General features: G+C 41.2%; 22 protein-coding genes. All 22 read right to left on the bottom strand.

Annotation, left to right across the window (positions count from 1 at the left end; genetic code table 11):
* Positions 1–24: 24 nt before the first annotated feature.
* Complete coding sequence (locus tag ACXAEO_RS05405) at positions 25–984, bottom strand: ABC transporter permease (RefSeq protein ID WP_474878873.1); 960 nt, start codon at positions 982–984, stop codon at positions 25–27.
* Complete coding sequence (locus ACXAEO_RS05400; RefSeq protein ID WP_474878870.1) at positions 985–2,043, bottom strand: ABC transporter permease; 1,059 nt, start codon at positions 2,041–2,043, stop codon at positions 985–987.
* Positions 2,040–3,569: an ABC transporter ATP-binding protein gene (locus ACXAEO_RS05395; RefSeq protein ID WP_474878868.1), complete on the bottom strand. Its 1,530-nt coding sequence runs from the start codon at positions 3,567–3,569 to the stop codon at positions 2,040–2,042. The genes ACXAEO_RS05400 and ACXAEO_RS05395 overlap by 4 nt, the downstream gene beginning before the upstream one ends.
* A 247-nt stretch (positions 3,570–3,816) precedes the next feature.
* Positions 3,817–4,911, bottom strand: coding sequence for a BMP family lipoprotein (locus ACXAEO_RS05390; RefSeq protein WP_474878866.1), 1,095 nt, complete (start codon positions 4,909–4,911; stop codon positions 3,817–3,819).
* Positions 4,912–5,057: 146 nt separating this feature from the next.
* Positions 5,058–5,783 (bottom strand): GntR family transcriptional regulator, encoded by a 726-nt coding sequence (locus ACXAEO_RS05385; protein WP_474878864.1) that lies wholly within the window; start codon positions 5,781–5,783, stop codon positions 5,058–5,060.
* A gap of 368 nt (positions 5,784–6,151) precedes the next feature.
* Positions 6,152–8,509, bottom strand: a complete 2,358-nt coding sequence (locus ACXAEO_RS05380) for a DNA translocase FtsK (RefSeq protein WP_474878862.1) — start codon at positions 8,507–8,509, stop codon at positions 6,152–6,154.
* 206 nt (positions 8,510–8,715) lie between these two features.
* Positions 8,716–8,943, bottom strand: a complete 228-nt coding sequence (locus tag ACXAEO_RS05375) for a YlzJ-like family protein (protein WP_474878860.1) — start codon at positions 8,941–8,943, stop codon at positions 8,716–8,718.
* Entirely contained in the window at positions 8,940–9,689 is a 750-nt protein-coding gene (locus ACXAEO_RS05370) for a ClpP family protease (protein WP_474878858.1), read from the bottom strand. Before ACXAEO_RS05370 ends, ACXAEO_RS05375 begins: the two co-directional genes overlap by 4 nt.
* Before the next feature lie 204 nt (positions 9,690–9,893).
* Entirely contained in the window at positions 9,894–11,552 is a 1,659-nt protein-coding gene (locus ACXAEO_RS05365) for a ribonuclease J (protein WP_474878856.1), read from the bottom strand.
* 228 nt (positions 11,553–11,780) lie between these two features.
* Positions 11,781–12,653 carry a 4-hydroxy-tetrahydrodipicolinate synthase gene (gene dapA, locus ACXAEO_RS05360; protein ID WP_474878853.1) on the bottom strand — a complete coding sequence of 291 codons (873 nt, stop codon included), beginning with the start codon at positions 12,651–12,653 and terminating at the stop codon, positions 11,781–11,783.
* Between the two features lie 12 nt (positions 12,654–12,665).
* Entirely contained in the window at positions 12,666–13,898 is a 1,233-nt protein-coding gene (gene dapG / locus ACXAEO_RS05355; protein WP_474878850.1) for an aspartate kinase, read from the bottom strand.
* A 115-nt stretch (positions 13,899–14,013) separates the two neighbouring features.
* Positions 14,014–15,060: an aspartate-semialdehyde dehydrogenase gene (gene asd / locus ACXAEO_RS05350; RefSeq protein WP_474878848.1), complete on the bottom strand. Its 1,047-nt coding sequence runs from the start codon at positions 15,058–15,060 to the stop codon at positions 14,014–14,016.
* Between the two features lie 278 nt (positions 15,061–15,338).
* Entirely contained in the window at positions 15,339–15,941 is a 603-nt protein-coding gene (locus tag ACXAEO_RS05345; RefSeq protein ID WP_474878846.1) for a dipicolinate synthase subunit B, read from the bottom strand.
* Entirely contained in the window at positions 15,938–16,840 is a 903-nt protein-coding gene (gene dpaA, locus ACXAEO_RS05340; protein ID WP_474878844.1) for a dipicolinic acid synthetase subunit A, read from the bottom strand. Before dpaA ends, ACXAEO_RS05345 begins: the two co-directional genes overlap by 4 nt.
* 239 nt (positions 16,841–17,079) lie before the next feature.
* Positions 17,080–17,328: a YlmC/YmxH family sporulation protein gene (locus ACXAEO_RS05335; RefSeq protein WP_474878841.1), complete on the bottom strand. Its 249-nt coding sequence runs from the start codon at positions 17,326–17,328 to the stop codon at positions 17,080–17,082.
* Positions 17,329–17,577: 249 nt separating this feature from the next.
* Complete coding sequence (locus ACXAEO_RS05330; RefSeq protein WP_474878839.1) at positions 17,578–18,819, bottom strand: M16 family metallopeptidase; 1,242 nt, start codon at positions 18,817–18,819, stop codon at positions 17,578–17,580.
* 20 nt (positions 18,820–18,839) lie between these two features.
* Entirely contained in the window at positions 18,840–19,811 is a 972-nt protein-coding gene (locus ACXAEO_RS05325; protein ID WP_474878835.1) for a polysaccharide deacetylase family protein, read from the bottom strand.
* A 165-nt stretch (positions 19,812–19,976) separates the two neighbouring features.
* Positions 19,977–22,094 carry a polyribonucleotide nucleotidyltransferase gene (gene pnp / locus ACXAEO_RS05320; RefSeq protein WP_474883980.1) on the bottom strand — a complete coding sequence of 706 codons (2,118 nt, stop codon included), beginning with the start codon at positions 22,092–22,094 and terminating at the stop codon, positions 19,977–19,979.
* Between the two features lie 134 nt (positions 22,095–22,228).
* Entirely contained in the window at positions 22,229–22,498 is a 270-nt protein-coding gene (gene rpsO / locus ACXAEO_RS05315; protein WP_028394509.1) for a 30S ribosomal protein S15, read from the bottom strand.
* 125 nt (positions 22,499–22,623) lie between these two features.
* Positions 22,624–23,601 carry a bifunctional riboflavin kinase/FAD synthetase gene (ribF, locus tag ACXAEO_RS05310; protein ID WP_474883979.1) on the bottom strand — a complete coding sequence of 326 codons (978 nt, stop codon included), beginning with the start codon at positions 23,599–23,601 and terminating at the stop codon, positions 22,624–22,626.
* Between the two features lie 35 nt (positions 23,602–23,636).
* A complete protein-coding gene (gene truB / locus ACXAEO_RS05305) occupies positions 23,637–24,548 on the bottom strand; it encodes a tRNA pseudouridine(55) synthase TruB (RefSeq protein WP_474878829.1) in 912 nt (303 codons plus the stop codon).
* Between the two features lie 195 nt (positions 24,549–24,743).
* Positions 24,744–25,109, bottom strand: a complete 366-nt coding sequence (gene rbfA / locus ACXAEO_RS05300; RefSeq protein WP_474878827.1) for a 30S ribosome-binding factor RbfA — start codon at positions 25,107–25,109, stop codon at positions 24,744–24,746.
* Positions 25,110–25,123 lie beyond the last annotated feature (14 nt).

Below are 25,123 nucleotides of genomic sequence, written 5' to 3'. Positions count from 1 at the left end.
TCCGCCAATAAAGGCGGAATTTTTTTAACGTTTTCCTTTTTCGTATGGTGTTCCTAATGCTTTTGGAGCCTCGGCACGACCGACAAATCCAGCAAGCGCTAAAATGGTCAGCACATATGGAGCTACCGTTAAAATGATTGTTGGAATATCTTTTAGAAACGGAATCTGTCCACCAATCAAACTTAATGATTGCGCCAAGCCAAAGAATAATGCTGCTCCAAGCGCTCCAAGCGGATGCCATTTTCCAAAAATCATAGCCGCAAGAGCGAGGAAACCTTGTCCAGAAATCGTACCGCCAGCAAAGTTACCGGAAATGGATGTCGCATATACCGCTCCACCGATTCCCGCAAAAAGACCTGACAGCATAACACCCGTGTAACGCATTCTCGTCACATTAATTCCCATCGTATCCGCTGCCATTGGATGCTCGCCTACCGAACGAAGTCGCAAACCAAATGGTGTTTTATAAATGATGTACCATACGACAATTGCCACTAAAATGGCGAGGTATGATGTAATGGGAACAGATGAGAAAAAGATTTTTCCGATAACAGGAATGTCTGATAAAATCGGAATATCTCCTTTATTAATACGGAAATCAATAAAGTCTGTCTGACCTTTCCCAAAGATTTTCTTAATTAAAAACACCGATAAACCGGCTGCCAAAAAGTTTAAGGCCACACCGCTGACCGTTTGATCTGCTTTTAAGGTAATACTGGCAACCGCATGGATGAGCGAGAAAATAGCGCAGGCCAATGCAGCGGCAAGAATGGACAACCAAGGAGAAACAGCACCTAATGTGTCTTGTAAAAACAAAGTGGTTAAAATGCTTGTAAACGCTCCAAACAGCATTAACCCTTCTAATCCAATATTGACAACACCGGAGCGTTCACTGAATACACCGCCAAGCGCCGTAAAAATGAGCGGTGCCGCCGAATACAATGCAGCTTGAACAACGATGGCCAAAATATCCAATAAAGTCATCTATTTCCCCTCCTTGCCTAAACGATTGAAGAACCAGCGAATCACATAGCTTGATGCGACGAAAAAGATAATTAAAGCAATGACGATATCAATCAGCTCAGACGGAACATCTGCCATAAAGTTCATTTCTGGCGCTGCTGTTTTCAAGCCCCCGAACAGTCCCGCTGCCAAGATAATGCCCACCGCACTGTTTCCACCTAATAAAGCAACAGCGATGCCGTCAAAGCCGGTACCAGTGAAAGCAGAAAGGCTGTTCATGTTTTGGAACGTTCCAAGCCCTTCCATTGCCCCTGCCAATCCAGCAAAAGCACCGGAAATGGCCATTGATAAGACAATATTTTTCGGTACATTCATTCCCGCATATTTAGATGCATGCTGATTAAAACCAACCGCACGGAGTTCATAGCCCTTAGCGGTTTTCGATAAGATAAACCACATAACCATGGCTGCGAGAAGGGCCACAATGATTCCATAATGCAAACGAGAGTTTTCCGTAATTGATGCTAAAAACGGCGAAGCTAAAGAAGCTGATTCTTTAATGTTGTACGATTTTTCATTACCTGCATATAAAAACGTTTTAATGATGGCACTTGTTATATATAACGCAATATAGTTCATCATAATGGTGACGATTACTTCATGAACCTTTAAATAAGCCTTTAATAAACCTGGAATCATTCCCCAAACTGCACCGGCAACAGCTGCCGCTAAAAGAGAAAGAGGAAGATGAATAATCGCAGGCAAATCAAGCGCATAGCCGACCCAAACCGAAGCAAGCCATCCAACAAGAAGTTGTCCTTCTACCCCGATATTAAACAAACCTGTTTTAAATGCAAATCCTACTGCAATCCCTGCTAAAATAAGCGGCGACATGGCACGAATGACTTCGCCGATTGCTCTTGGACTTCCAAACATCCCATCAAGTAAAGAACCGTATCCCCCAACAGGGTCATAACCGCCTAAAAGCATAATGATAGCGCCTGCAATTAGTCCTAATACTGCCGCTAAAACGGGAATGACAATGTTCACAATCCGTTCGTTTTGCAAAAACTTACTCATGACATATCACCAACTTTCTCACGCTTTCCCCCGGCCATTAACAGCCCTAACTCTTGCTCGTTTGTTTCTTTCGGATTGACGATATCAACAATTTTCCCTTCATAAATAACGGCAATGCGATCACTCAAATTCATCACTTCATCCAACTCTAACGAAACGAGCAGTACCGCCTTTCCTTTATCCCGCTCCTCAACAAGCTTAGAGTGGATAAATTCAATGGCCCCTACATCAAGTCCCCGCGTCGGCTGAGCGGCAATTAAAAGATCTGGACTTCGGTCCACTTCTCGGGCAATGATGGCCTTTTGCTGATTGCCACCGGATAAAGCACGTGCTGGTGTATACTCACTTGGAGTTCGAACATCAAACTCTTGAATTAACGCCTTTGCTTTTTCGTATATTTTTCTATAATTTAAAATACCAGACCTTGAATACGGCGGCTGATAATACGTTTGCAGCCCAATATTTTCGCCAATTGTATAATCAAGAACGAGTCCATGCTTATGCCGGTCTTGTGGAATATGACCAACCCCTGACTCGGTTATCTTTCTTGTCGGCATCGTCGTTAACTCTTCTCCCTTTAATTGCACAGAGCCGGATTTTACTTTTCTCAATCCTGTAATGGCTTCAATTAATTCTGTTTGACCGTTTCCGTCTACTCCTGCAATACCGACGATTTCTCCCGCTCGAACAGTTAAATTCAATTCATTAACAGCTTTGACACCTCTCGCATCCTCGACAACTAAGTTTTGAACGACAAGAACCTCTTCAGTTGGTCTGGCGTCTGACTTCTCGGTTTTAAAATGAACTTCCCTTCCGACCATTAAAGCAGCTAGTTCATCTGGATTCGTTTCTGCAACATTAACTGTGCCGATACCAACCCCTTTTCGAATAACCGTACACCGATCACAAACCGCCATAATTTCTTTTAATTTATGCGTAATCAGAATAATGGACTTTCCTTCTTCGATTAACCGCTTTAAAATCCCCATCAGTTCGCTAATTTCTTGGGGAGTTAAGGCCGCGGTCGGTTCATCAAAAATTAAAATGTCCGCTCCTCGATATAACGTTTTCAAAATTTCGACCCTCTGCTGCATCCCAACAGAAATGTCTTCAATCTTAGCGTACGGATCTACAGACAGTCCGTAGCGCTTGGACAGTTCTTCAATCGTTTTAGCCGCTTCTGCCGTACTAATTTTTCCGCCTTTTGTCGGTTCATTTCCTAAAATAATATTTTCCGTCACGGTAAAGTTTTGCACTAACATAAAATGTTGGTGCACCATCCCAATCCCTAAACGGTTGGCCGCATTTGGGTCTGTAATGTTCACTTCTTTTCCTTTTACTTTAATTTGTCCTTTTTCAGGCTGGTAAAGGCCGAACAATACGTTCATCAAGGTCGACTTTCCAGCACCGTTCTCTCCGAGCAATGCATGGACTTCACCTTTTTTTACTTGTAGCGTAATATTATCGTTCGCCACAATTCCTGGAAATTCCTTACGAATGTTCAACATTTCAATTACATATTCCAACCTACTCACTCCTCATAGGTTACTTGGCTAAAATAGGAAAAAAGCCTGTAATAGTAGAAAAACCCAGCACCCGCTGAGTCTTAAACTGCCTTTTATACAATTATCATAAGCTCAGGTCAAACGGACTATTCTTCTTTTCCTTACGAAATAAACAAGTCCCATTCCAGTAAATATGTTCAGAAAAAATGGACCTTCCGCTACTCGCTGCTATTTCAACGACGAAAGGTCCATTTCCTTTCATTATTTATTACTTAACGGAAAAGCTTTCAAACTCTTCGTCTGTTTTTGGAACTTCAACTTCACCACTTAAGATTTTTTGTTTCCACTCTTCTACAAGACTTACTGCTTCTTCACTAACATTTTCTGTTGTCGGAGCGATACCGACACCGTCTTCTTCAAGACCGAATACCACTTCTTGGCCGCCTGGGAAATCGCCTTCCATTGTGCGTTTCGTTACATCATGTACAGCAACATCTACACGTTTTACCATGGATGTTAATGTTACGTTTTCTGGCATACCTTCTTCATGTTGGTCACGGTCTACTCCGATTACCCATGCTTCTTTACCAGACTTTTTACGGTTTTTCGCTTCTGTGAATACACCGTTTCCTGTACCGCCGGCAGCATGATAAATAATGTCTGCGCCTTTGTCATACATAGCAGATGCAATGGTTGCACCTTTTTCAGGAGCATTGAAATCTTCTGCATATTGAACGAATACTTCAGCTTCTGGATTCACTGATTTAACGCCTGCTTTAAAACCGTTTTCGAACTTTTTAATGAGCGGAGAATCAACCCCACCGATAAAACCGATTTTATTGGATTTTGTATGCTTTGCCGCTACAACCCCTACAAGGAACGATCCTTGTTCTTCACGGAACGTAATGTTCGCTACGTTATCTAAAAAGACCGGTTGGAAATTATCATCCATTAATAAGCTGTCTACTAATGCAAAGTGAGAATCTGGCGTTTGCTCAGCTACTTTTTGAACGGCATCTTCTAATAAGAAACCAATTCCGTACGTTAAATCATAACCTGCTCCTGCAAACTTTGTTAAGTTTGGCTCATATTCAGCCGCATCATTTGACTGAAGGTATTTATAGCCTTTACCTTCTTCTAAATTATGGTCTTGTCCGAATTTTGTTAACCCTTCCCATGCAGATTGGTTAAATGATTTATCATCTACACCGCCAGTATCTGTAACCATTCCAACTTTAAAGTCAACGGTTTCTTGCTCTCCAGCTCCAGACTTTGCGTCCTCTTCGCTCGATCCACATGCACTTAAAAATGTTCCTGCTGCTAATACCATCGACAACGCCAAACCAGCTTTACGTTTTACCATTTTGCAAAACCCCCTGAATAGAATTGGATTTATTGTTACAATCATAAAAAAATGAAACCATTTATTTACTTATGTAACATTCACCTCCTTAAAAGCACTTTCAATTCCAATTGTCAATTTTCTGATAGTTTCTTTTAAAAAAAGAGTTATACCCGTTTTCTTAACACATGGAAACTAAATTGGTCTGCTTTAAAGTAGTTTAAAGAATAAAGGATGGGCTCATCATTTTGATCATAGTGCATCTGCTTTAATACAAGCAGTGCCGTTTCAGGTTCGCATTCTAAAATCGGAGAAATTCGTTCATGATAGCCGAGCGGTTCAATTTGAGCGATTGCATAAGAGATATATTTCCCTGATTGCTCATTTAAAATGTCTAACAATGATTCTCTTTCATGAGAGAACGAGCTTGGTAAATATTTTTTGAGCACTTTATCGACACAATAGACAACAGGCTCCCCATCTGCCGTTCTTACCCGCTCCACATACAAAATTTCCTCCGTTGGCAAGCAGTGAAAGCGACGCATATCATCCTCTGTAGGGTTTTGGATGTGCGAGGAATGAAATACGGTCCCCGGCATTTTTCCACCTTGTTCAATCATATGTGTGACACTGTTCAATTGCTCAATCCCTGTTGTAAAGGCCGGGCGAGTGTTAACAAACGTTCCGACACCATGCCTGCGAATCACGACATTTTCCTCTTCTAAAATCCGGAGTGCTTCCCTTAACGTGGCACGACTTACTCCTAATTGCTTAGATAAGTCAAATTCCGAAGGGAGTTTTTCTTTCTCTTTGTAAACGCCTTCTTCAATTAATTGCTTAATTTTGTCAATCACTTGCAAATACAAATGTCGACTATCTGCTTTAATTGACATGTGCTTCCCTCACTATTATGAACATTGTCATCAGACCTCTGATGTTTGACTAGTTCGTTTAATCGAAAATAATATATCATTTTTCGACACATAAATAAATAGGTTATATTAATTTTGTTAAAAAAACCTTTACAATGTTACATCTTTGTAAAAAAAGTATTTCTTTTTATCCCAAAAACTTTTATAATATATCATTTTTACCCCATTAGAGATAAAAAGAGGTACGTACATCTAAAAAATGGAATTTAACTCACAAATAGTATAACATATTTATGAAGCAAAATTGATTTCTCCCTCACATCTTTCAATCTCCCACTTTGAGTATTTTTATACAAAAAAAAGATATGGAAACCTCCATATCCTTTCTTCTACGAACCGACATCTTCGCTGGCTCCATTCACTAAAACAGACCGCGGCTTGCTTCCTTCGTACGGACCAACAACTCCCCGCATCTCCATAGCGTCAATAAGTCTTGCTGCCCGGTTATAGCCAATTCGGAAACGACGCTGTAGCATTGACACGGATGCCGTTTGCATTTCTACGACAAGTTCAACTGCCTCATTATATAAATCATCCTCAAAATCATCTTCTGATTCTGGCAGATCTTTCGGAATCATATCTTCTTGGTATTGTGCTTTTTGCTGAGAAATCACGAAATCCACGATTTCTTCAACCTCTTCATCCGATAAAAAGGCTCCTTGAACGCGAACCGGTTTCGATGCTCCTACCGGCAAGAAGAGCATATCTCCCCGTCCAAGCAATTTTTCCGCTCCCCCCATATCTAAAATGGTGCGGGAATCCGTTTGTGAGGACACGCTAAAAGCAATTCGTGACGGAATATTTGCTTTAATAACTCCTGTAATAACATCGACAGACGGACGCTGTGTCGCGATAATTAAATGAATACCTGCTGCACGCGCCATTTGCGCTAACCGAGTAATGGAATCTTCGACATCGGATGAGGCCACCATCATTAAATCAGCAAGCTCGTCTACAATGACCACAATATATGGCAAAGTCGGCTGTTTGGCTTCTTCTTCCTCATTATGCCGCTTCACATAGTCATTGTATCCTTCAATATTTCGTGTACCCGTATGAGAAAATAACTCATATCGTCTTTCCATCTCGCTGACTACCCGTTTTAACGCCTGTGATGCTTTTTTCGGATCGGTCACCACTGGAGCGAGCAAATGTGGAATGCCATTGTACATATTCAATTCTACCATTTTTGGGTCAATCATCATCAATTTTACTTCATGCGGTTTTGTCCGCATAAGCAAGCTGACAATGATACCATTAATGCACACACTTTTTCCGCTTCCTGTCGCTCCTGCAACAAGCAAATGTGGCATTTTGTTTAATTCTGCCAATACCGCTTCACCTGAAATATCCCGGCCCAGTCCGATATGGAGCTTAGCATCGGGGCGATTATTTTCTTTCGCCTCTAGTACTTCACGGAGCGATACCATCGCCACTTCTTCGTTTGGAACTTCAATTCCGACTGCTGATTTTCCAGGGATAGGGGCTTCAATTCGAATATCTTTTGCCGCGAGAGCTAGAGCTAAATCATCGCTTAAGTTAACAATTTTACTCACCTTTACCCCAACATCTGGATACACTTCGTATTTGGTCACAGCTGGGCCTAGATGAACTTTTGCCACTTTCGCTTTGACCCCAAAGCTTTGGAACGTTTTCTCCAGTTTTTGTGCATTCGCATAAATGTTTTTATGCTCTTTAGACTGGTTCGCTTTTTTCGGCATTTTCAATAAGCTAACAGGCGGAAGCTCATACTTCATATTTTCCTCTTCCACAAATGTCATCGCCGGAGGTTTTTCTTCTACTATTTCCTCTTTCTTTTCTATCACAGGTGCAGGTTCTTTCGGCTTCTCAATAATAAAAGAAGGAGCCGATTCTTCCATCGTTTCTTCTGTCTCACTTTTATCAAAATGCTCAATAATCGGAGGCTGCGATACGTCAGGGATGACTTCAATTTCCTCATCTTCCTTTTCTTCCTCTACTTTAGTAGAAGGAGGAGATGCTTTCTTCTTTCGCTTCGGCTTTGCTTTTTTTGTTCGATGCTTCAAACGATACAGCCAGTCTTTTATATCAAGCAACCCTTCTTTCGTTTCGTTCACCAAAAAAGAAAGAGCCGGAGCTAAAAGCTTATAAAGTGTATCTCGAAGAGACCTTCCTGTTAACAATATGAGACCAATAATCATTAAAATAAAGGCAAAAAACTCGGTCCCCAGAGAATCAAAAAGATAATAAAACGCAGCGAACAACACCGCTCCAACCATACCGCCTCCAAGGTCATGGGACAGCGACTGGCTTTTTGCCTCCAGTAAAAATAAATCCCACGTATTTAAAATAACGGATGGATGAGCAAAAGCTCCGTCTCTTGATAGATTTTCAAATAATTTCACATGACTTAACAGCAAAATCGCTGTAAAGACGATGTATACACCTATCAGCTGCCTTGTGACAAGCTTTGGCCAGCGCAGCTTAAAAATAACAAAGATTGATACAATAAGCAAAGCTACTAGGCTCACCATGTACCACTCGCCTGTGAACAAGCGGAAAAACAAAGCGAGAGAACGGCCTACGACTCCAAGGTTTGCCATGGCGATACATGATATCGCAAACAATAGCAGTCCCGTCATTTCAAATTGCATAATTCGTTTCCATTCTTCCTTTTTAGCTTCACTTCTCTTTTTTTGCTTAGCCATTCTTTCACTCCAATCACTTCGTCACTTTTTCTGCACGAAGATAACGCTTTTTACATATGTATGTTCTCCCTATCTGTTGCTGACCGTGCCTTTCATTGAAAGATGTCCGTCTAATCGACCCATTCCCATCCATTAAAAAAACAGCCAATCAAGGCTGTACAGCTACTTTCTGTATAGATTATTATAGCATAATTTTTCTTTGTAACCTATTGCGACAATGAGAAAGGATTCGGAAGCGTTTGACCAGGACAATATTGTTCGTTTAAGAAATGCTGCGGATCGGTGCTTAAAAGGCGAACGACTTCATACTGTTTCTCGGTATTTTCAGAAACCATGACCGATATGCCATTTAGTTGAATAATCCGCTGTGTTCCATAAGTATTCATATCGGTTGGAAATACAAGTTCTTCTGGCATCATCGTATATAAAATCATTGTAACAATTGGTTCCCTTCTAATGTTTGTCCTTTTTGCTCAATTAGTTCATTTAATTTCCGAATCGCTCCCCCTACGCCTCCAACCTCATCAATTAAGCCGTATTCCACCGCATCCGCACCGACGACATTTGTTCCGATATCTCTCGTTAAGTTCCCTTTAGAAAACATCAGTTCTTTAAATTTTTCTTCCGTAATGTTCGAATGCTCCACCACAAATTTGACGACACGCTCTTGCATTTTATCGAGATATTCAAATGTTTGCGGTACTCCAATAACAAGACCTGTTAAGCGAACAGGATGAATCGTCATCGTAGCAGTTCCAGCAATGAATGAATAGTCGGTCGATACTGCAATTGGCACCCCGATGGAATGGCCGCCTCCAAGAACAATGGACACGGTCGGCTTGGATAAAGAAGCAAGCATTTCAGAAATGGCTAGTCCTGCCTCTACATCTCCCCCAACGGTATTCAAAATAACAAGAAGTCCTTCAATATTAGGATTTTGTTCAATCGCGACGATTTGCGGAATAACATGTTCATATTTAGTCGTTTTATTTTGGGGTGGCAACTGCATATGCCCTTCAATTTGCCCGACAATCGTCAAGCAATGAATTTTGGAATCATTGGACATTTGCGGCACATTGGTTTGTCCTAGCTGCTGCAACTTTTCTACGATTTCGCTTTTATCGGTATCTTTCTTCTCTTGATTTTCTTGTTCGTTCTCAGCATTCTGTTGTGTAAACATTTTGGTTCCCCTTTCCTATAACGATATCGTTAGTATGAACTCCTCTTTCATTTTCATACCTTCCGAGTCCGTTAAGAATTAAGGGGAAATGGACACCTTTGTTAAACAAACAACGTCCTCTTATACTGAGCACAAAAGAACATCAGCCGCAAGAGAAGTCGTCAAAAATAGGGCATGGATGTTGCCTCCACGCCCTATCACTTTTTATATTTCCATGATGATTGGTAAAATCATCGGTTTTCTTCTTGTTTTCTCAAATAAAAATTGATTCAAGCTGTCGCGCATGCTTGATTTTAAGGATGACCATTCAATCACTTGCTCTTGCAAGCATTTTATTAATATTTGCTCCACAATACTTGACGCTTCTTCCAGTAATTTTTCTGATTCCCGAACATACACAAACCCACGCGAAATAATTTCTGGGCCAGCAGTCATCAGCTTTCGCTTTTTATCAATGGTCACAACGACAATTAAAATTCCATCTTGGGAAAGAAGACGGCGATCTCTTAAGACAATATTTCCAACATCACCAATGCCAAGACCATCAATCATCGTATTTCCAGCCGGTATTCTTCCACCAGGGCGTGCCTGCCCATGCTTGAATTCAATGACATCACCCTTTTCTACAACAAACACATTGGACGGGTCTATGCCGATAGATTGAGCGAGCTTCGCATGAGCTATTTGCATCCGGTATTCCCCATGCACAGGGAGGAAATACTTCGGCTTCATTAAGTTGAGCATGAATTTCAGCTCTTCTTGATGGGCATGATCGGAGTGCTGAACTACTTTTTTGCTATAAACAACATTCGCCCCTGCTCGGAATAATAAATCAATCGTCTTTGAAAAGGTTGTTTCATTACCTGGTACAGGTGTAGCTGCAATGAGAACGGTATCATCCTTTTCAATGTTCACAAGCTTATGTGTCCGCTTTGCCATTTTCGCCAATGCAACAATGGGTTCACCTTGACTTCCAGTAGTCAAAATGACGACTTCATGCTTTCCGTATTTTTTCACTTCTTGAATCGGAATAAAAACATCCTTTGCTGCCGTTAAATGGCCAAGCTCTGTAGCAATTTCAATGACTCGCCATATGTTTCGCCCAACAACAGCTATTTTTCGACCTGTCTTTTCCGCCGCCTCCATTACTTGCTGGATGCGATTCACATGGGAAGCATGGGTCGCAACAATTAGACGGCCTTCGGCATTATGGAAAACATCTGATATTTCCTGACCGACAATCGCCTCTGAGCTGGAGTGTCCTGGACGCTCCGCGTTCGTGCTGTCTGACAGCAAACAAAGAACTCCTTCTTGTCCAATTTGCGCCATTTTACCAATATCAGCTAACTGAGAGCCGACTGGTGTTTGATCAAATTTAAAATCACCTGTATGAACGATTGCTCCTGCCGTCGTACGAATACAAATTCCTACAGAGTCAGGGATGCTATGATTCGTACGGAAAAATGATACTTCCGCGCCTCCAAATCGAATCGTATCCGCCGGATCAATAACATGAAACAATGATTTTTTCATTCCATGCTGAGCCAATTGCTCTTTTGCTAAAGCAACTGTTAATTTCGTTCCGTAAACAGGCGCTTCTAAACGCTTAATAATAAAAGGAAGTCCCCCAATATGATCTTCGTGCCCATGCGTCAGAAAAATGGCTTTTACCCGATCTTTCCGTTCAAGCAAGTAACTGATATCTGGTATTACGACATCAATGCCGAGCATTTCATCTTCTGGAAACATTAACCCTGCATCTACAATAAATATATCTTCATCTACTTCAATCCCGCACATGTTTTTGCCGATTTCCCCGACTCCACCCAGCACGTATACTTTAATATTCTCTATCTTTTTCATAAATCTTTTCCTCCTAGACTGACATCACCCGTTCAACATTACTTGTTTTTATTATAACTGATGAAATATTCGGAATACAAGCGAATAATCACCTGCTGTATCTAGTTGAACCATATAGAAAAAGGTGATGCGAACGACTTTATAAATCGTTCGCATCACCTTTTTCACGAGACAGACAAAAAGTCTGCCAGTCTATGAGTACTATGTGTGTCGTTCGTTTTGAAAACCTTACACTGATTGCAATACGTTTCCTAACACTTGACGCTCTTGTTCTGAAAGCGGGACAAGCGGTAAACGGACTGGTCCTACATCAAGTCCCTTCATTTGTAAAGCCGTCTTAACAGGAGTCGGACTTGGTGCTGAGAACATGGCATTCATCAATGGTAACAAGCGTTGATGCGCTTTCGCTGCTTTAGCTACATCTCCCATTTCAAAACTCGCAATCATATCTTGCATTTCATTTCCGATGATGTGAGACGCTACTGATACAACCCCTACGCCACCAATCGCTAATATTGGCAATGTAAGAGAGTCATCTCCACTGTATAAAGCGAAATCTTCAGCGGTACCAGCAATAATTTCTGTCATAGAATCAAGATCGCCGCTTGCTTCTTTCACAGCTACAACATTCGGTAATTGAGACAATTTAATAATCGTCTCTGCAGAAATTTTGGTAACGGCACGACCTGGTACGTTATACAGCATAACCGGAAGAGTAGTGCTTTCAGCGACTGCTTTAAAATGCTGATACAGTCCCTCTTGGTTCGGTTTATTGTAATACGGAGCGACAAGCATAATAGCATCAACACCTGTTTCTTCCGCTTTTTTTGTTAAATCAATGGAGGAATGAGTGTTGTTGCTGCCAGTGCCTGCAACTACTGGTATACGACCAGCAGCTACTTCCACAACATGTCGAAACAAGGCTAGCTTTTCCTCTGTCGATAACGTTGGAGATTCTCCTGTCGTACCCGCAACTACAAGCGAGTCTGTACCGTTTTCAATCAAATGGTTGACAAGCTTTGTTGTTTTGGCAAAATCAATGTTCCCTTTATGGTCAAAAGGCGTCACCATCGCGGTTGACACTTTTCCAAAATTAATCATACTTCCACTCCTTCAATAATCGTTTCCTGCCTTTGAAAGTTCAAAAGCATCGTGAAGGGCATTTACTGCTTTTTTCAAATCATCTTCTTTTACCAAGACCCAAATCGTTGTATGGCTGTCAGCAGATTGTAAAATTGGGATCCCTTGTTCAGATAAGGCTCCTACAATTTTTGCAGCTACTCCCGGCATGCCGGTCATTCCCGCTCCTACCGTCGATACTTTTGCACACTCTCTCGTCACAAATGGCTCGTATCCAAGCTTTTGCAATACTTCGATTGCTTTGTCTGTTACATCATTCGTGACCGTATAAACAACACCTTTTGGTGAGATATTGATGAAATCTACGCTAATCTGTTCGTTCGCCATCGCTTTAAACACTTCAGCCTGCAAATCGTAATGCCCTTCTTTTGCAAACACTTTTATTTGCGTAACACCAGATACATGGGCAATCCCTGTAATGAGCCGCTCTTGTACGTCGCTACCTCTTTGCTTTGCATTTGCTTGAGAAGTGACAAGCGTTCCCTCCGATTTGGAATAAGTAGACCGCACGCGAATTGGCACCTTCGCCTGCATCGCAATCTCTACCGCACGAGGGTGGATGACTTTCGCTCCTTGATAAGCCATGTTACAAATTTCATTATAAGTAACAACAGAGAGCGGTCGAGCATCTTCCACAATGCGTGGGTCTGCTGTCATCACACCTTCTACATCTGTAAAAATATCAATGAAATCCGCATTCAAAGCCGCTCCAAGTGCTGAAGCAGATGTATCACTACCGCCGCGACCTAATGTTGTCGTATCGCCTTGCTCCGTTGCTCCTTGAAAGCCCGTCACAACGACTACGTCATGCTGCTCTAATTCTTCCAATAAACGACCGCACTTCATTTCAATAATTTTGGCATTGTTGAAATCACTGTTAGTTAAAAAGCCGGCCTGGGCTCCGTTCAATGCTGTTGCTTTAACACCGCGACGATTTAAAAGGTTTGTGAACACGACGGAAGAAATCAGCTCTCCGCATGCCATAAGCATGTCGAGCTCCCGCTTACTTAAAGACGCTTCGCTTCCGCCGACAAGAGAAAGAAGCGTATCAGTTGCATACGGCTCTCCTTTTCTTCCCATAGCGGATACGACTACAACTACTTTATATCCTTCCGCCAGCGCCTTTTCAATATGCTCATAGGCTAACTCACGCCCATTTTCGTCGCGAACTGATGTACCTCCAAATTTTTGAACGATGATTTTCATACTTCCTTACACCTCGTTAGCCCACTTCTTGATTCATGAGAGGATGTTCAAAAAGTGCGAAAAGTTCTCGGCGAACGTTCTCACTCTTTTAGCCCTTCCTTTTGAACACACGCTCTTACACAAGCTCGAGCTTAATTAATGATTCGGCAATCTGCACAGAATTCCACGCAGCACCCTTTAATAAGTTATCAGAAACAATCCACATATGGAAGCCATTATCTTTATTTAAGTCTTTTCTAATACGTCCGACAAATACATCGCGCTTGCCTACGCAATCTGCCGGCATTGGGTATACTTGATTTGCTGGATCATCCTGCAACACTACTCCTGGTGCTTCTGCAAGCAGTTGTTTAACTTGATCTACCGTTACTCCATCTTGATCTAACTCAATATATACAGACTCAGAGTGCCCTGTTACAACTGGTAAACGTACACATGTTGCCGCAACTTCAAGCTCAGGCATCTCCATAATCTTTTTCGTTTCATTAATCATTTTCATTTCTTCATACGTAAAACCGTTCTCTTGGAATTTATCAATTTGCGGAATCGCATTAAACGCAATTTGATAATGCTTTTCTTCACTCTTCACCGGTAATACTTCTGGTGTAAACGGCTCATCATTTAAGATGGCTTTTGCCTGTTCTTTTAATTCGTCAATGGCAACTGCACCAGCACCAGATACGGCTTGATAGGTCGAAACGATTACTCGCTTTAACCCGAACGCTTGACGAAGCGGCTCAAGTGCTGCCACCATTTGAATCGTTGAACAGTTCGGATTAGCAATAATTCCGTTGTGTCCTTTCAGAGCCTCTTCATTTACTTCAGGTACAACAAGTGGTGTATTTTCATCCATACGGAACGCACTTGTGTTATCTACAACAATAGCACCTCGTTTTACTGCTTCTGGCGCTAATGCCTGCGAAATGCTGCCACCTGCACTGAATAACGCAATTTGAACACCTTCAAAACTTTCGGGTGTGGCCTCTTGCACGGTAATTTCTTCACCTTTGAACAGCACTTTTTTCCCTGCTGAACGAGCTGAAGATAATAGTGTCAATTTCGTAATCGGAAGATTCCGATCCTCTAATGTTGCAATCATCTGCTGTCCAACCGCTCCTGTTGCTCCTACCACAGCTACATGTAATCCAGATTGTTTTGTCATTTAAAGTCCCCTCCAACCATTTTCAATCAACAACAGCTTCATTTTTTTGTCACTTTGCTTTTAAAAAATAATATGAATTATTTTATCATAATATCGTGTTAAAGAAAGGAAGAATTCATAGAATTTTCTTTAATAATGATAGCTTCACTACAATAAGTCAACTATTTATTTTTCTTCAAATTCCTTCCTCTCAACACATGGGAAGCCTCCCTCGTTACAAAAAACGTATCATGGGAGGCGTTGTTCGTACTTACTACATTCTATTCTAACAATCTTATTTAGCTTTCGCTATCGCGAAATTTTTCAATGACGACTGGTTGAAGCTGTTTCCCTTCTAAAGCCGCCATGACAGTATCGGTCAGCAAGTTCATCCGCGCGACCATCGAATTTGGTTTTTGTTCCGGCGCATCTTGCCCAAAAGGAATAAAATAAATATTTTTCGCTGCCATTAGCCGCATAATGTTTACGCCGTTTAATCCAAGGGCATCATTGGTCGAAATGCCTAAGACCGCTGGTTTATGGTTTCTAATCGTTGCTTTTACCGCCATTAATACAGGAGACTCATTCATCGCATTAGCGAGTTTACTCAACGAATTTCCTGTCATTGGCGCAACAACCATACAGTCAAGAGGAATTTTCGGTCCAAGCGGTTCTGCTCCCACAATGCTGTCGATGACTTTATTTCCTGTAATCTCTTCTACCCGTTTAATCCAGTCTTGCCCATTGCCAAAACGCGTATCTGTCGTTTGCACTGTGTAAGATACAACCGGCAATACTTCTGCTCCTAATTCAACAAGCTTTTCAATTTCAGGCATCACCTCAGCATACGTACAATGAGATCCTGTCAATCCAAATCCAATTCGTTTTCCTTTTAACGTCACGGTTGATTCCCCTTTCTTGTTTCCAAATCAGCTGCCAACAGCTGGCATAGAACATTCGCTACAATTTGTCCTGCCGTTTTCGGCGCTACAATCCCAGGCAATCCTGGTGCAAGGATTGCTTTAATTCCCCTTTTCTCCGCATAGCGGAAATCTGTCCCGCCCGGTTTGGAGGCTAAATCAATAATTAAGCTGTGTGACGGTAATTTGGAGATAACACCAGCGGTAAGAATCGGATATGGAATTGTGTTAATGCAAATGTCCACATCTGACACTTCCTCCTCCAAATGACTCAAATGAAACGGCGTTAACGCCATTTCAGAAATACGTGCAAGATGCTCAGACCTTCTTGCCCCAACAATTACATCGGCACCTAAAGCCGCAAACGTCCGAGCAACACTCATCCCTACTCTCCCTAATCCAAGTACAGCAACCTTAGATCCATGTATAGTGAAATCTGTATGTTGGATGGTCATCATAATGGTGCCTTCTACTGTCGGAATGGAATTGTAGATGGCTACATCATCTCGCTCAAATAACTGAACAAGCTTTCGGTTCGTATTTTGAACAAGTTGATTTAAGTAGTCATTGGTAATCCCTGAGTAAATGGTGCAATGAACCGGTGTAGCCTTCAGCATCTCTTCTTTTAAATACACCTTTTCATTCGAGAAAATCGTATCGATTTGCCCTTCATGGTTAGTACCAGGGACTGGCAAAATAACCGCGTCAATTTGTGAAAAGTCTACTTCTTGAATTTGATATTTAGTAGCTCCAGCGAAACCATGATCTAGTTGGTCAAATCCGACAAGTGAAACTTTCGCATCAAGTTCTATCAATTTTCGAATAACCTCTAGCTGTCTGGCATCACCGCCAATCACCGCGATGTGCATATCCGTCAACATTTCGTTATCCACCTTCTTTATATGTGAATGTTTGTAAGTGCCCAATAGCCTATTGTTACTTCCACATTGTATGTATGAACGAAAAAATCGGTGAAACGTTGACTAGCCATTCTTTAAAATAAGACGATGTGTAAATTAGACAGAAATTTTGTTCGACAGTGTTGCTTATTTAAAATAAAAAAACGCGGCAACATCACAATTGTTGTGATGTTGCCGCGTCGGCCGATGCTCGCTTGCCCTTATTGCTCAATATACTCTTCAATATCAATAATAATCATATCAGAGCCAATTTTTTGAATCTGACTCCACGGGACACGAATGTCACTTCCTTGTCGCTTAAGCCCGAACCACTTAACGGTTGGGATAATTAAAGTAGTAATTTGCCCTGTTTGTTCATTAATTTCTAAATCAGTCTGCCCAAGCACGCCCAGCCTCTCTGCTTTTTTCACATCCACAATTTCTTTTCCGCTGAGTTCACTTAAACGCATACCATCCCTCCTCTTTTCTCACTTTCATCCATCATTGCCGCTCTCTAAATAAAAGCCATCGTTCTCGGCCTCTTATTCTTTATTTTATAGACGGCCTGCCTCAATGATTCCTCTTTTCAACACTTTTTGGCAACGTTGGATAAGACCTTTGACGAATAAGAGCGGACACATAAAAAAGCCTCATTGCCAACATTCAATGAATGCTGGTGCTGAGGCTTTTCAAGCTGAAAAATAGTATATAAGACACACTTATTTTTGCAAGCTTTTTGGCATATCGCCGCTAGGGCTAATAAGGGATACTGCAAAGCTGTCTGTGAAGATTTCCTTTGCCAGATGGTCCACACTTTCTTTTGTGACTCCGTTCACTAAATCAATAATTTCATCAAGTGAACGGTGCTGGCTAAGCAACAATTCATTTTTCCCGTTTCGGCTCATTCGGCTATTTGTACTTTCAAGGCTAAGCATTAAATTTCCTTTTAGCTGCTCTTTACTGTTGTGAAGCTCTTTTTCTGTAATTCCTTTGTCTTTCAATTGGTAAAGTGTCTCTTGAATTGTGTCATACAACATATCAAGCTGATTGCTTCCTGTGCCGCCGTAGATAGTCAGCATTCCACTATCGCGATAAGCGGAATGATACGAGAAGACAGAGTACGCAAGTCCGCGCTGTTCACGTACGTCTTGGAATAAACGGCTGCTCATGCTTCCGCCCAGCACGTTATTCAACACAATCAAGCTGTACACATCTTTATGCCCAATTTGCATCCCTTTAAATCCAAGACATAAATGTGCTTGCTCGGTTTCCTTTTTACGTGTCAGATGATTTGCGTGAAACTCAGGCATTACCAACGAAGACGGTTGATGGCCAGTTTCGTAAGAACCGAAATATTGTTCTGCTTTTTGAATAAAGCTTTCATCAACATTTCCAGCAATCGAGATGACCACATTTTCTGGTATGTACATTTCGTTCATATATTGTCGGAGTGTATCTCCGTTAAACTTATCTAGCGTTTCTTCTGTACCTAAAATCGGGTATCCAAGCGGATGATTTTCATATACAGCTTTGCTCAACAAATCGTGAACAATATCATCTGGTGTATCTTCATACATCTTAATTTCTTCGTATACAACGTTTTTTTCTTTTTTCAATTCCTCTTCATCGAATGTCGAGTTGAAAAACATGTCCGCAAGTACGTCGAGCGCTTGGTCGGCATGGTCATCCAATACTTTCGCATAATAACATGTGTATTCTTTCGACGTAAACGCGTTAACTTGACCACCGATGCGGTCAAAGCTTTCTGCAATTTCTCTTGCCGATCTTGTTTTCGTCCCTTTAAAAAACATATGCTCTAGAAAATGTGAAACTCCATTGAGTTCTGGAACTTCATTGCGGGAACCCGTCCCAATCCAAACCCCAATTGCCACTGAGCGAACAGTTGGAATGTTCTCTAATACAATTCGTACACCATTTTGGCAAGTATATCGTTTGATCAAGTGATTGCCTCCTATCTTTTTTAACGGCTTGTTTTTTTAATGATTCGCTCTTCACTTAACAAATTGGATACATCCCCTATGCTATATCCTTTTTGTTGAATTTGTTGAATTAACGAATCTAACGCCTTTGCCGTAGATTCTGTCGGGTGCATTAACACCATAGCGCCTGGGTGAATTTTGTCCATAACACGTTGGATGAGCACATTGGGCGCAGGTTTTTGCCAATCAATTGTATCGACACTCCACATAATGGTTCCAAGCTTCATCTTAGCGGCTTGTTCCACTACTTCTTGTCGATAGCTACCACTTGGCGGTGCAAACCATTGGGTTGTCTGCCCTGTAACAGAGTGAATCACGGCATTAGTTTTTTCTAATTCTTGCTTTATTTGATTTTCACTCAAGGTTTTCATATTCGGATGGGTAAAAGAATGATTACCAACTTCATGTCCGGCATCGACAATCATTTTGGCAACATCCGGATTGTTTTTGACCCACCTTCCTTCAAGAAAAAACGTCGCCTTCACATGATGTTTTTTCAACGTTTCCAGCATTAAAGGAATGTGTTCATTGCCCCATGCCACATTTACAAGCAGTGAAACCATCGGCTTATCCGGGTGTCCTCTGTAAATAGGAGTCGGCGGCAAATCGCTCATATGAATAGAAGGAGGAATTTGTTCATAGATTAATTTTGTTTCATCAAATGTTCCCGTTTGCTTCATGTTCTCATACGAAGCCTTTATGTCCACCTTTAAACCATTGTATCCCGGAATAAGCTTCCATACTTTATCCACTTTAGCATTTTCAGGTGCTGCTTCATAGTTTTTTGCTTTCATTTTTACTTCTTCATACAAGTCATTTGTTTCACTTGCAACAGGAAGCGCTTCTTCTTTTAACGACTCAATATAAAAAGACGTATACGGATTTTGCACTGTCCCGTATGTCACTACTAACACGCCACAAAACGCCATTAATTGAATAATCATCCTCTTCACTTATGCTTCCCCCCTATATAAAAAAATATGTATGGAGGGGACAAGGTAGAACATGAATAGCTCCGTGCAAGCAAAGACAACTACCGCTTATAATTGGCGAAAACTCCTATCGAACTTCGTTAAATAGCCGAAAAAAAGCCGGGATTCACCCAGCTTTTCCATTGCTTATTGTTGAGCTTCTTTTTGCTCGCGCTCTTCTTTTAAAACTACTTTTCGAGACAAATTCACACGGCCTTGCTTATCAATTTCTACAACTTTTACAAGAATTTGATCGCCAATAGCTACAACGTCCTCTACTTTTCCTACACGCTCTTCAGCTAGTTCGGAAATATGAACAAGACCATCTTTGCCGCTAAACAACTCGACGAATGCGCCGAATTTCTCGATTCGTTTTACTTTTCCTAAATACATTTGACCAACTTCTACTTCACGCACAATATCTTCGATGATTTTCTTCGCTTTTTCGTTCATCTCTTGATTAATGGATGAAATGAAGATTGTTCCGTCTTGCTCAATGTCAATTTTAACTCCTGTTTCCTCGATGATCTTGTTGATTTGCTTTCCGCTCGGTCCAATCACATCGCGAATTTTGTCAGGATTGATAGACATTGTTAAAATTTTCGGTGCATACGCAGAAAGTTCTGTTCTCGGCTCACTCATAATTGTCAACATATGCTCTAGAATATGCATGCGACCTGCCTTTGCCTGTTGCAACGCTTCTTCTAAAATTTGGCGGGATAACCCTTCGATTTTAATGTCCATTTGTAGCGCTGTAACACCTTTTGCTGTACCCGCTACTTTAAAGTCCATATCACCTAAATGGTCTTCCATTCCTTGAATGTCTGTCAAAATAGTATAGTGTTCGCCAGATTTAACAAGGCCCATTGCAATTCCTGCCACTGGTGCTTTAATTGGTACACCTGCATCCATCATTGCTAATGTGCTCGCACAAATACTTGCCTGAGAAGTAGAACCATTTGATTCTAACACTTCTGACACAAGGCGAATGGTATAAGGGAAATCCTTTTCGGATGGAATAACAGGCTCAAGTGCACGCTCCCCTAATGCTCCGTGTCCAATTTCACGGCGTCCTGGTCCTCTAATTGGTCCAGTTTCTCCGACACTGAAAGATGGAAAGTTGTAATGATGCATGAAGCGCTTCGACTCTTCAATGCCAAGGCCGTCCAAAATTTGAACGTCCCCTAACGCACCTAACGTACAAATGCTAAGAGCTTGAGTTTGTCCACGTTTAAATAGTCCAGATCCGTGTGTACGAGGCAATAAGCCTACTTCAGATGCAAGCGGACGGATTTGATCGATTTGACGGCCGTCTGGACGGATTTTTTCTACCGTAATTAAACGACGAACTTCTTCTTTTACTAATTTGCTTAAAATTTCTTTTACTTGCTTTAATGTTGCTTCGTCTGCTTCTTGTGCCTCATATTTTTCAACGACGGCTTTTTTCACAGCTGTAATGGCTTCTTCGCGTGCATGTTTTTCAACAACTTGCACTGCTACATTCAAATCAGCTTCTGCCATTTCACGGATTTGCGCTTCGATGTCTTTATCCAATTCATACAATTGAATAGCCATTTTTTCTTTGCCAACTGCTGCAACAATCGTTTCTTGGAAAGCAATTAATTTTTTGATTTCTTCATGACCTAACATAATTGCTTCAAGCATCACTTCTTCTGGTACTTCATCTGCGCCTGCTTCAACCATGTTAATAGCGTCTTTTGTCCCTGCTACTACAAGGTGGATATCGCTTTTTTCCATTTCTTCAACAGAAGGGTTAATAACAAATTTGTTATCGATGCGTCCTACGATAACTCCTGCAATTGGTCCTTCAAACGGAATATCAGAAACTGAAAGAGCCAGTGATGATCCAAACATCGCTGCAATTTCAGAAGAGCAGTTTTGATCTACGCTCATGACAATGCTAATAACTTGTACTTCATTACGGAAGCCATCAGCGAATAAAGGACGGATTGGACGGTCGATTAATCGGCTTGCCAAAATGGCTTTTTCACTCGGACGCCCCTCACGTTTAATAAATCCGCCTGGAATCTTTCCGACTGCATATAATCTTTCTTCATAGTTCACTGTCAACGGGAAAAAGTCTAAATTTTTTGGTTCTTTTGATGCTGTTGCTGTACTTAATACAGCTGTATCTCCATAACGGACTAATGCAGCGCCATTTGCTTGCTGCGCAAGTTGACCAATTTCAACAGTCAATTGACGGCCTGCCAATTCCATGGAAAAAACTTGTTTTTCGTGTTCCATATTCACGAGTGCCCCTCTCTACTGTGTATCTACTCTAAATCACTATTTGTTATTATGGACAAAATCGAAAATCTATTTCATGTTATGTAAAATCTACATACTAAAAAAGCGGGAAAAATCCCGCTTTTTTACAATTATCGACGTAATCCAAGTTTGTTGATCAATTCACGGTAACGTGTTACGTCTTTATTACGTAAATAAGTAAGTAAGTTACGACGTTTACCTACCATTTTCAAAAGACCACGACGAGAGTGATGATCCTTCTTGTGAGTACGTAAATGCTCGTTTAGGTTGTTAATCTCTTCTGTTAGGACAGCGATTTGAACCTCTGGTGAACCAGTGTCGCTCTCATGAGTTTTGTACTGGCTGATAAGCTCGTTTTTACGCTCTTTTGTGATAGCCATCCTATTCACCTCCTTCATTTTAACCCCAGTAACCTAGCAAGACGTTGGTGAATCGCCATGCCAAGAAACGGTTGTCTAACATACATATGTTATCTTACTATGTTTATTAGCGAAATGCAAGTGTTTTAATGATTTCGTACACTTTTTAATAAAAACGAGTCCGTCTTAGATGCAAAGTATGCAAGAGCCTCTTTTTTATCAGCTGTAATTTGTGCCACCAATTCATCTATCCCGTTGAATTTTTTTTCAGAACGAAGCATTTTATGCCATTTCACTGTGACAGTCTCTCCGTAAATTTGTTGGTCAAACGAGAAAAGATGGACCTCAATGGTAGGTTTATCAAGCTGTTGGTGGAAAGTCGGCTTATATCCGACATTACAAACCCCTTGGTGCCATATTCCGTCAACAAGCATTTCCACCGCATACACGCCCACTCTCGGGATTAAGTACGCATCGCTCAGTTCGATATTAGCGGTTGGGAACCCAATTGTTCGTCCGCGCTTGTCACCATCCACTACTTTTCCTTTTATCGCATACGCTCTGCCAAGGAAAGATGGAATCTTCTCCACGTCTCCATCTTTTAAACATTGACGGATAATAGTTGAACTGACCTTCTCCGCATGGACTTCAAGTTTATTGACCGTTGTTTGTGTGAACATATTTCGGGAATGAAATGGCAAAGTTTCCATCGTGCCTTTGCCTAACTTCCCATACGAATAATCAAATCCAGCCACGACATGTTGAACATTTAAATTGATAATATATTGATCAACGAATTGTTGAGGAAGCAATCCGGCAAAATCTTTATCAAAATGAACCAAATATAATATGTCAATCCCCAACTCTTCGATTTGCTTTATTTTATCTTGCAGCGGTGTAATCATTTCTACATGCTGCACATCTCTTCCAAGAACGATAGAAGGATGCGGGAAAAATGTCATGACAGCACTTGAAATACCTTGCTTATCTGCCAATTTTTTCGCTGTCAAGATTACCTCTTGGTGTCCTAGGTGAACACCGTCAAAATAGCCTAATGCCATCACAGAAGGCGCCATTGTTTCCCGGCTGAAATGATGCGGGTGCTGAATCTCAATCGTCACCAAAATTTCCGTCACCTTTCCTCTTCCAACAATACAAGCTAAATGGCTAACACTTTTGTTGGTTTTATTAAGCCTTCTTTTTGAGAATGCTTTTCATAAATAGCTAAACAAGTGCCGCTCGAATCCATCATTAAAAACGGGCCTTCCCCCACTTTTAAATCAGATGGTTCAGGCAGTACCGCCCCATTTTTTACTTTCTCTGCTAATTTATCATTTATTTGCAGTTTCGGCAAATGATTAAGCGCTTGTTCAATTGGCAAGAGCTTCTCTTGAATTTCGTCCTGCTCGACATATGCCTCCAATTCTTCAAATGTCATGCAATTCTCCAGGGTAAAAGAACCGGAAGCTGTTCGCACTAAGTCAGACATATGTGCAGGATAGCCCAATTGCTCTCCTATCATCACTGCCAATGTTCGAACGTAAGTCCCTTTACTTCCCGTCACACGAAAACGAAAGGAAATCGTCTCTCCTTCAAATACTTCGCGCTCATCCAGCAACTCCAATTCATGAATCGTAATCGTTCTTGTCGGACGCTCCACTTCAATTCCGGCTCTCGCATATTCGTACAATTTTTTCCCATTAACCTTCACTGCCGAATACATAGGTGGTGTTTGCTCAATCGTACCTGTGAGTGACTTTAACGCCTTCAAAATATCGTCTCTTTTAATCGGACTAGATACAGATTTTGTTTCAACTGTTTCACCTGATGCATCTTCCGTTGTCGTCGAAAAGCCAATGGTGACTTCTCCCTCATATGTTTTAGTAGCAGCCGTTAAATATTCAACGATCTTCGTGGCACGTCCAATGCAAATCGGCAGTACGCCGGTGACATCTGGATCCAGTGTTCCCGTATGTCCAACTTTTTTCGTTCTTAATAATTTACGCACTTTAAATACACAATCATGTGATGTTAATCCTTTTGGTTTGTTCAACACTAATACGCCTTCCATATTGCTGCACTCCTTTTTATCTACTAGTATGTATAACGATCTTTTTCATCATGTAACGCAAGATGATTTCTCCAAACGTTCCTTGAACAGAAATGAACCGCCACAGAAACCTTGAGATACATGGATTTCTGATGACGGTTCATCATAGTAAAGAGAACTGCTTTAACCTTTTTTTGTTAAAGCCTCTATTAATGGTTACTGTTTATCTTCATCCTGCTTTTCATCTTTTTGAATTTCATAAAGCAACGATTCAATACGATTTCCGTAATCAATCGACTCGTCAAATTCAAAAATGATTTCAGGCGTTTTGCGCAGGCGGATACGCTGACCGATTTCAGATCGAATGAATCCTTTTGCCTTGGCTAAACCTTTTAACGTATTTTGGCGTTGTTCTTCATCACCTAAAACAGAGATGAACACTTTTGCCTGCTGTAAATCCCCTGTCACCTGCACGTCCGTTACCGTAACGAAGCCGATGCGTGGGTCTTTAATTTTGCGGCTGATGATTTCACCAAGTTCTTTTTTCATCTGCTCGCCGACTCTATTTGGTCTTATTTTCATCTGTATCACCTCAT

The sequence above is a fragment of the Bacillus sp. ABA4_010 genome (genome assembly GCF_056159105.1).
Note: the sequence above shows the minus strand (reverse complement) of the source record. Positions and strands in the feature narration are given on the sequence as shown.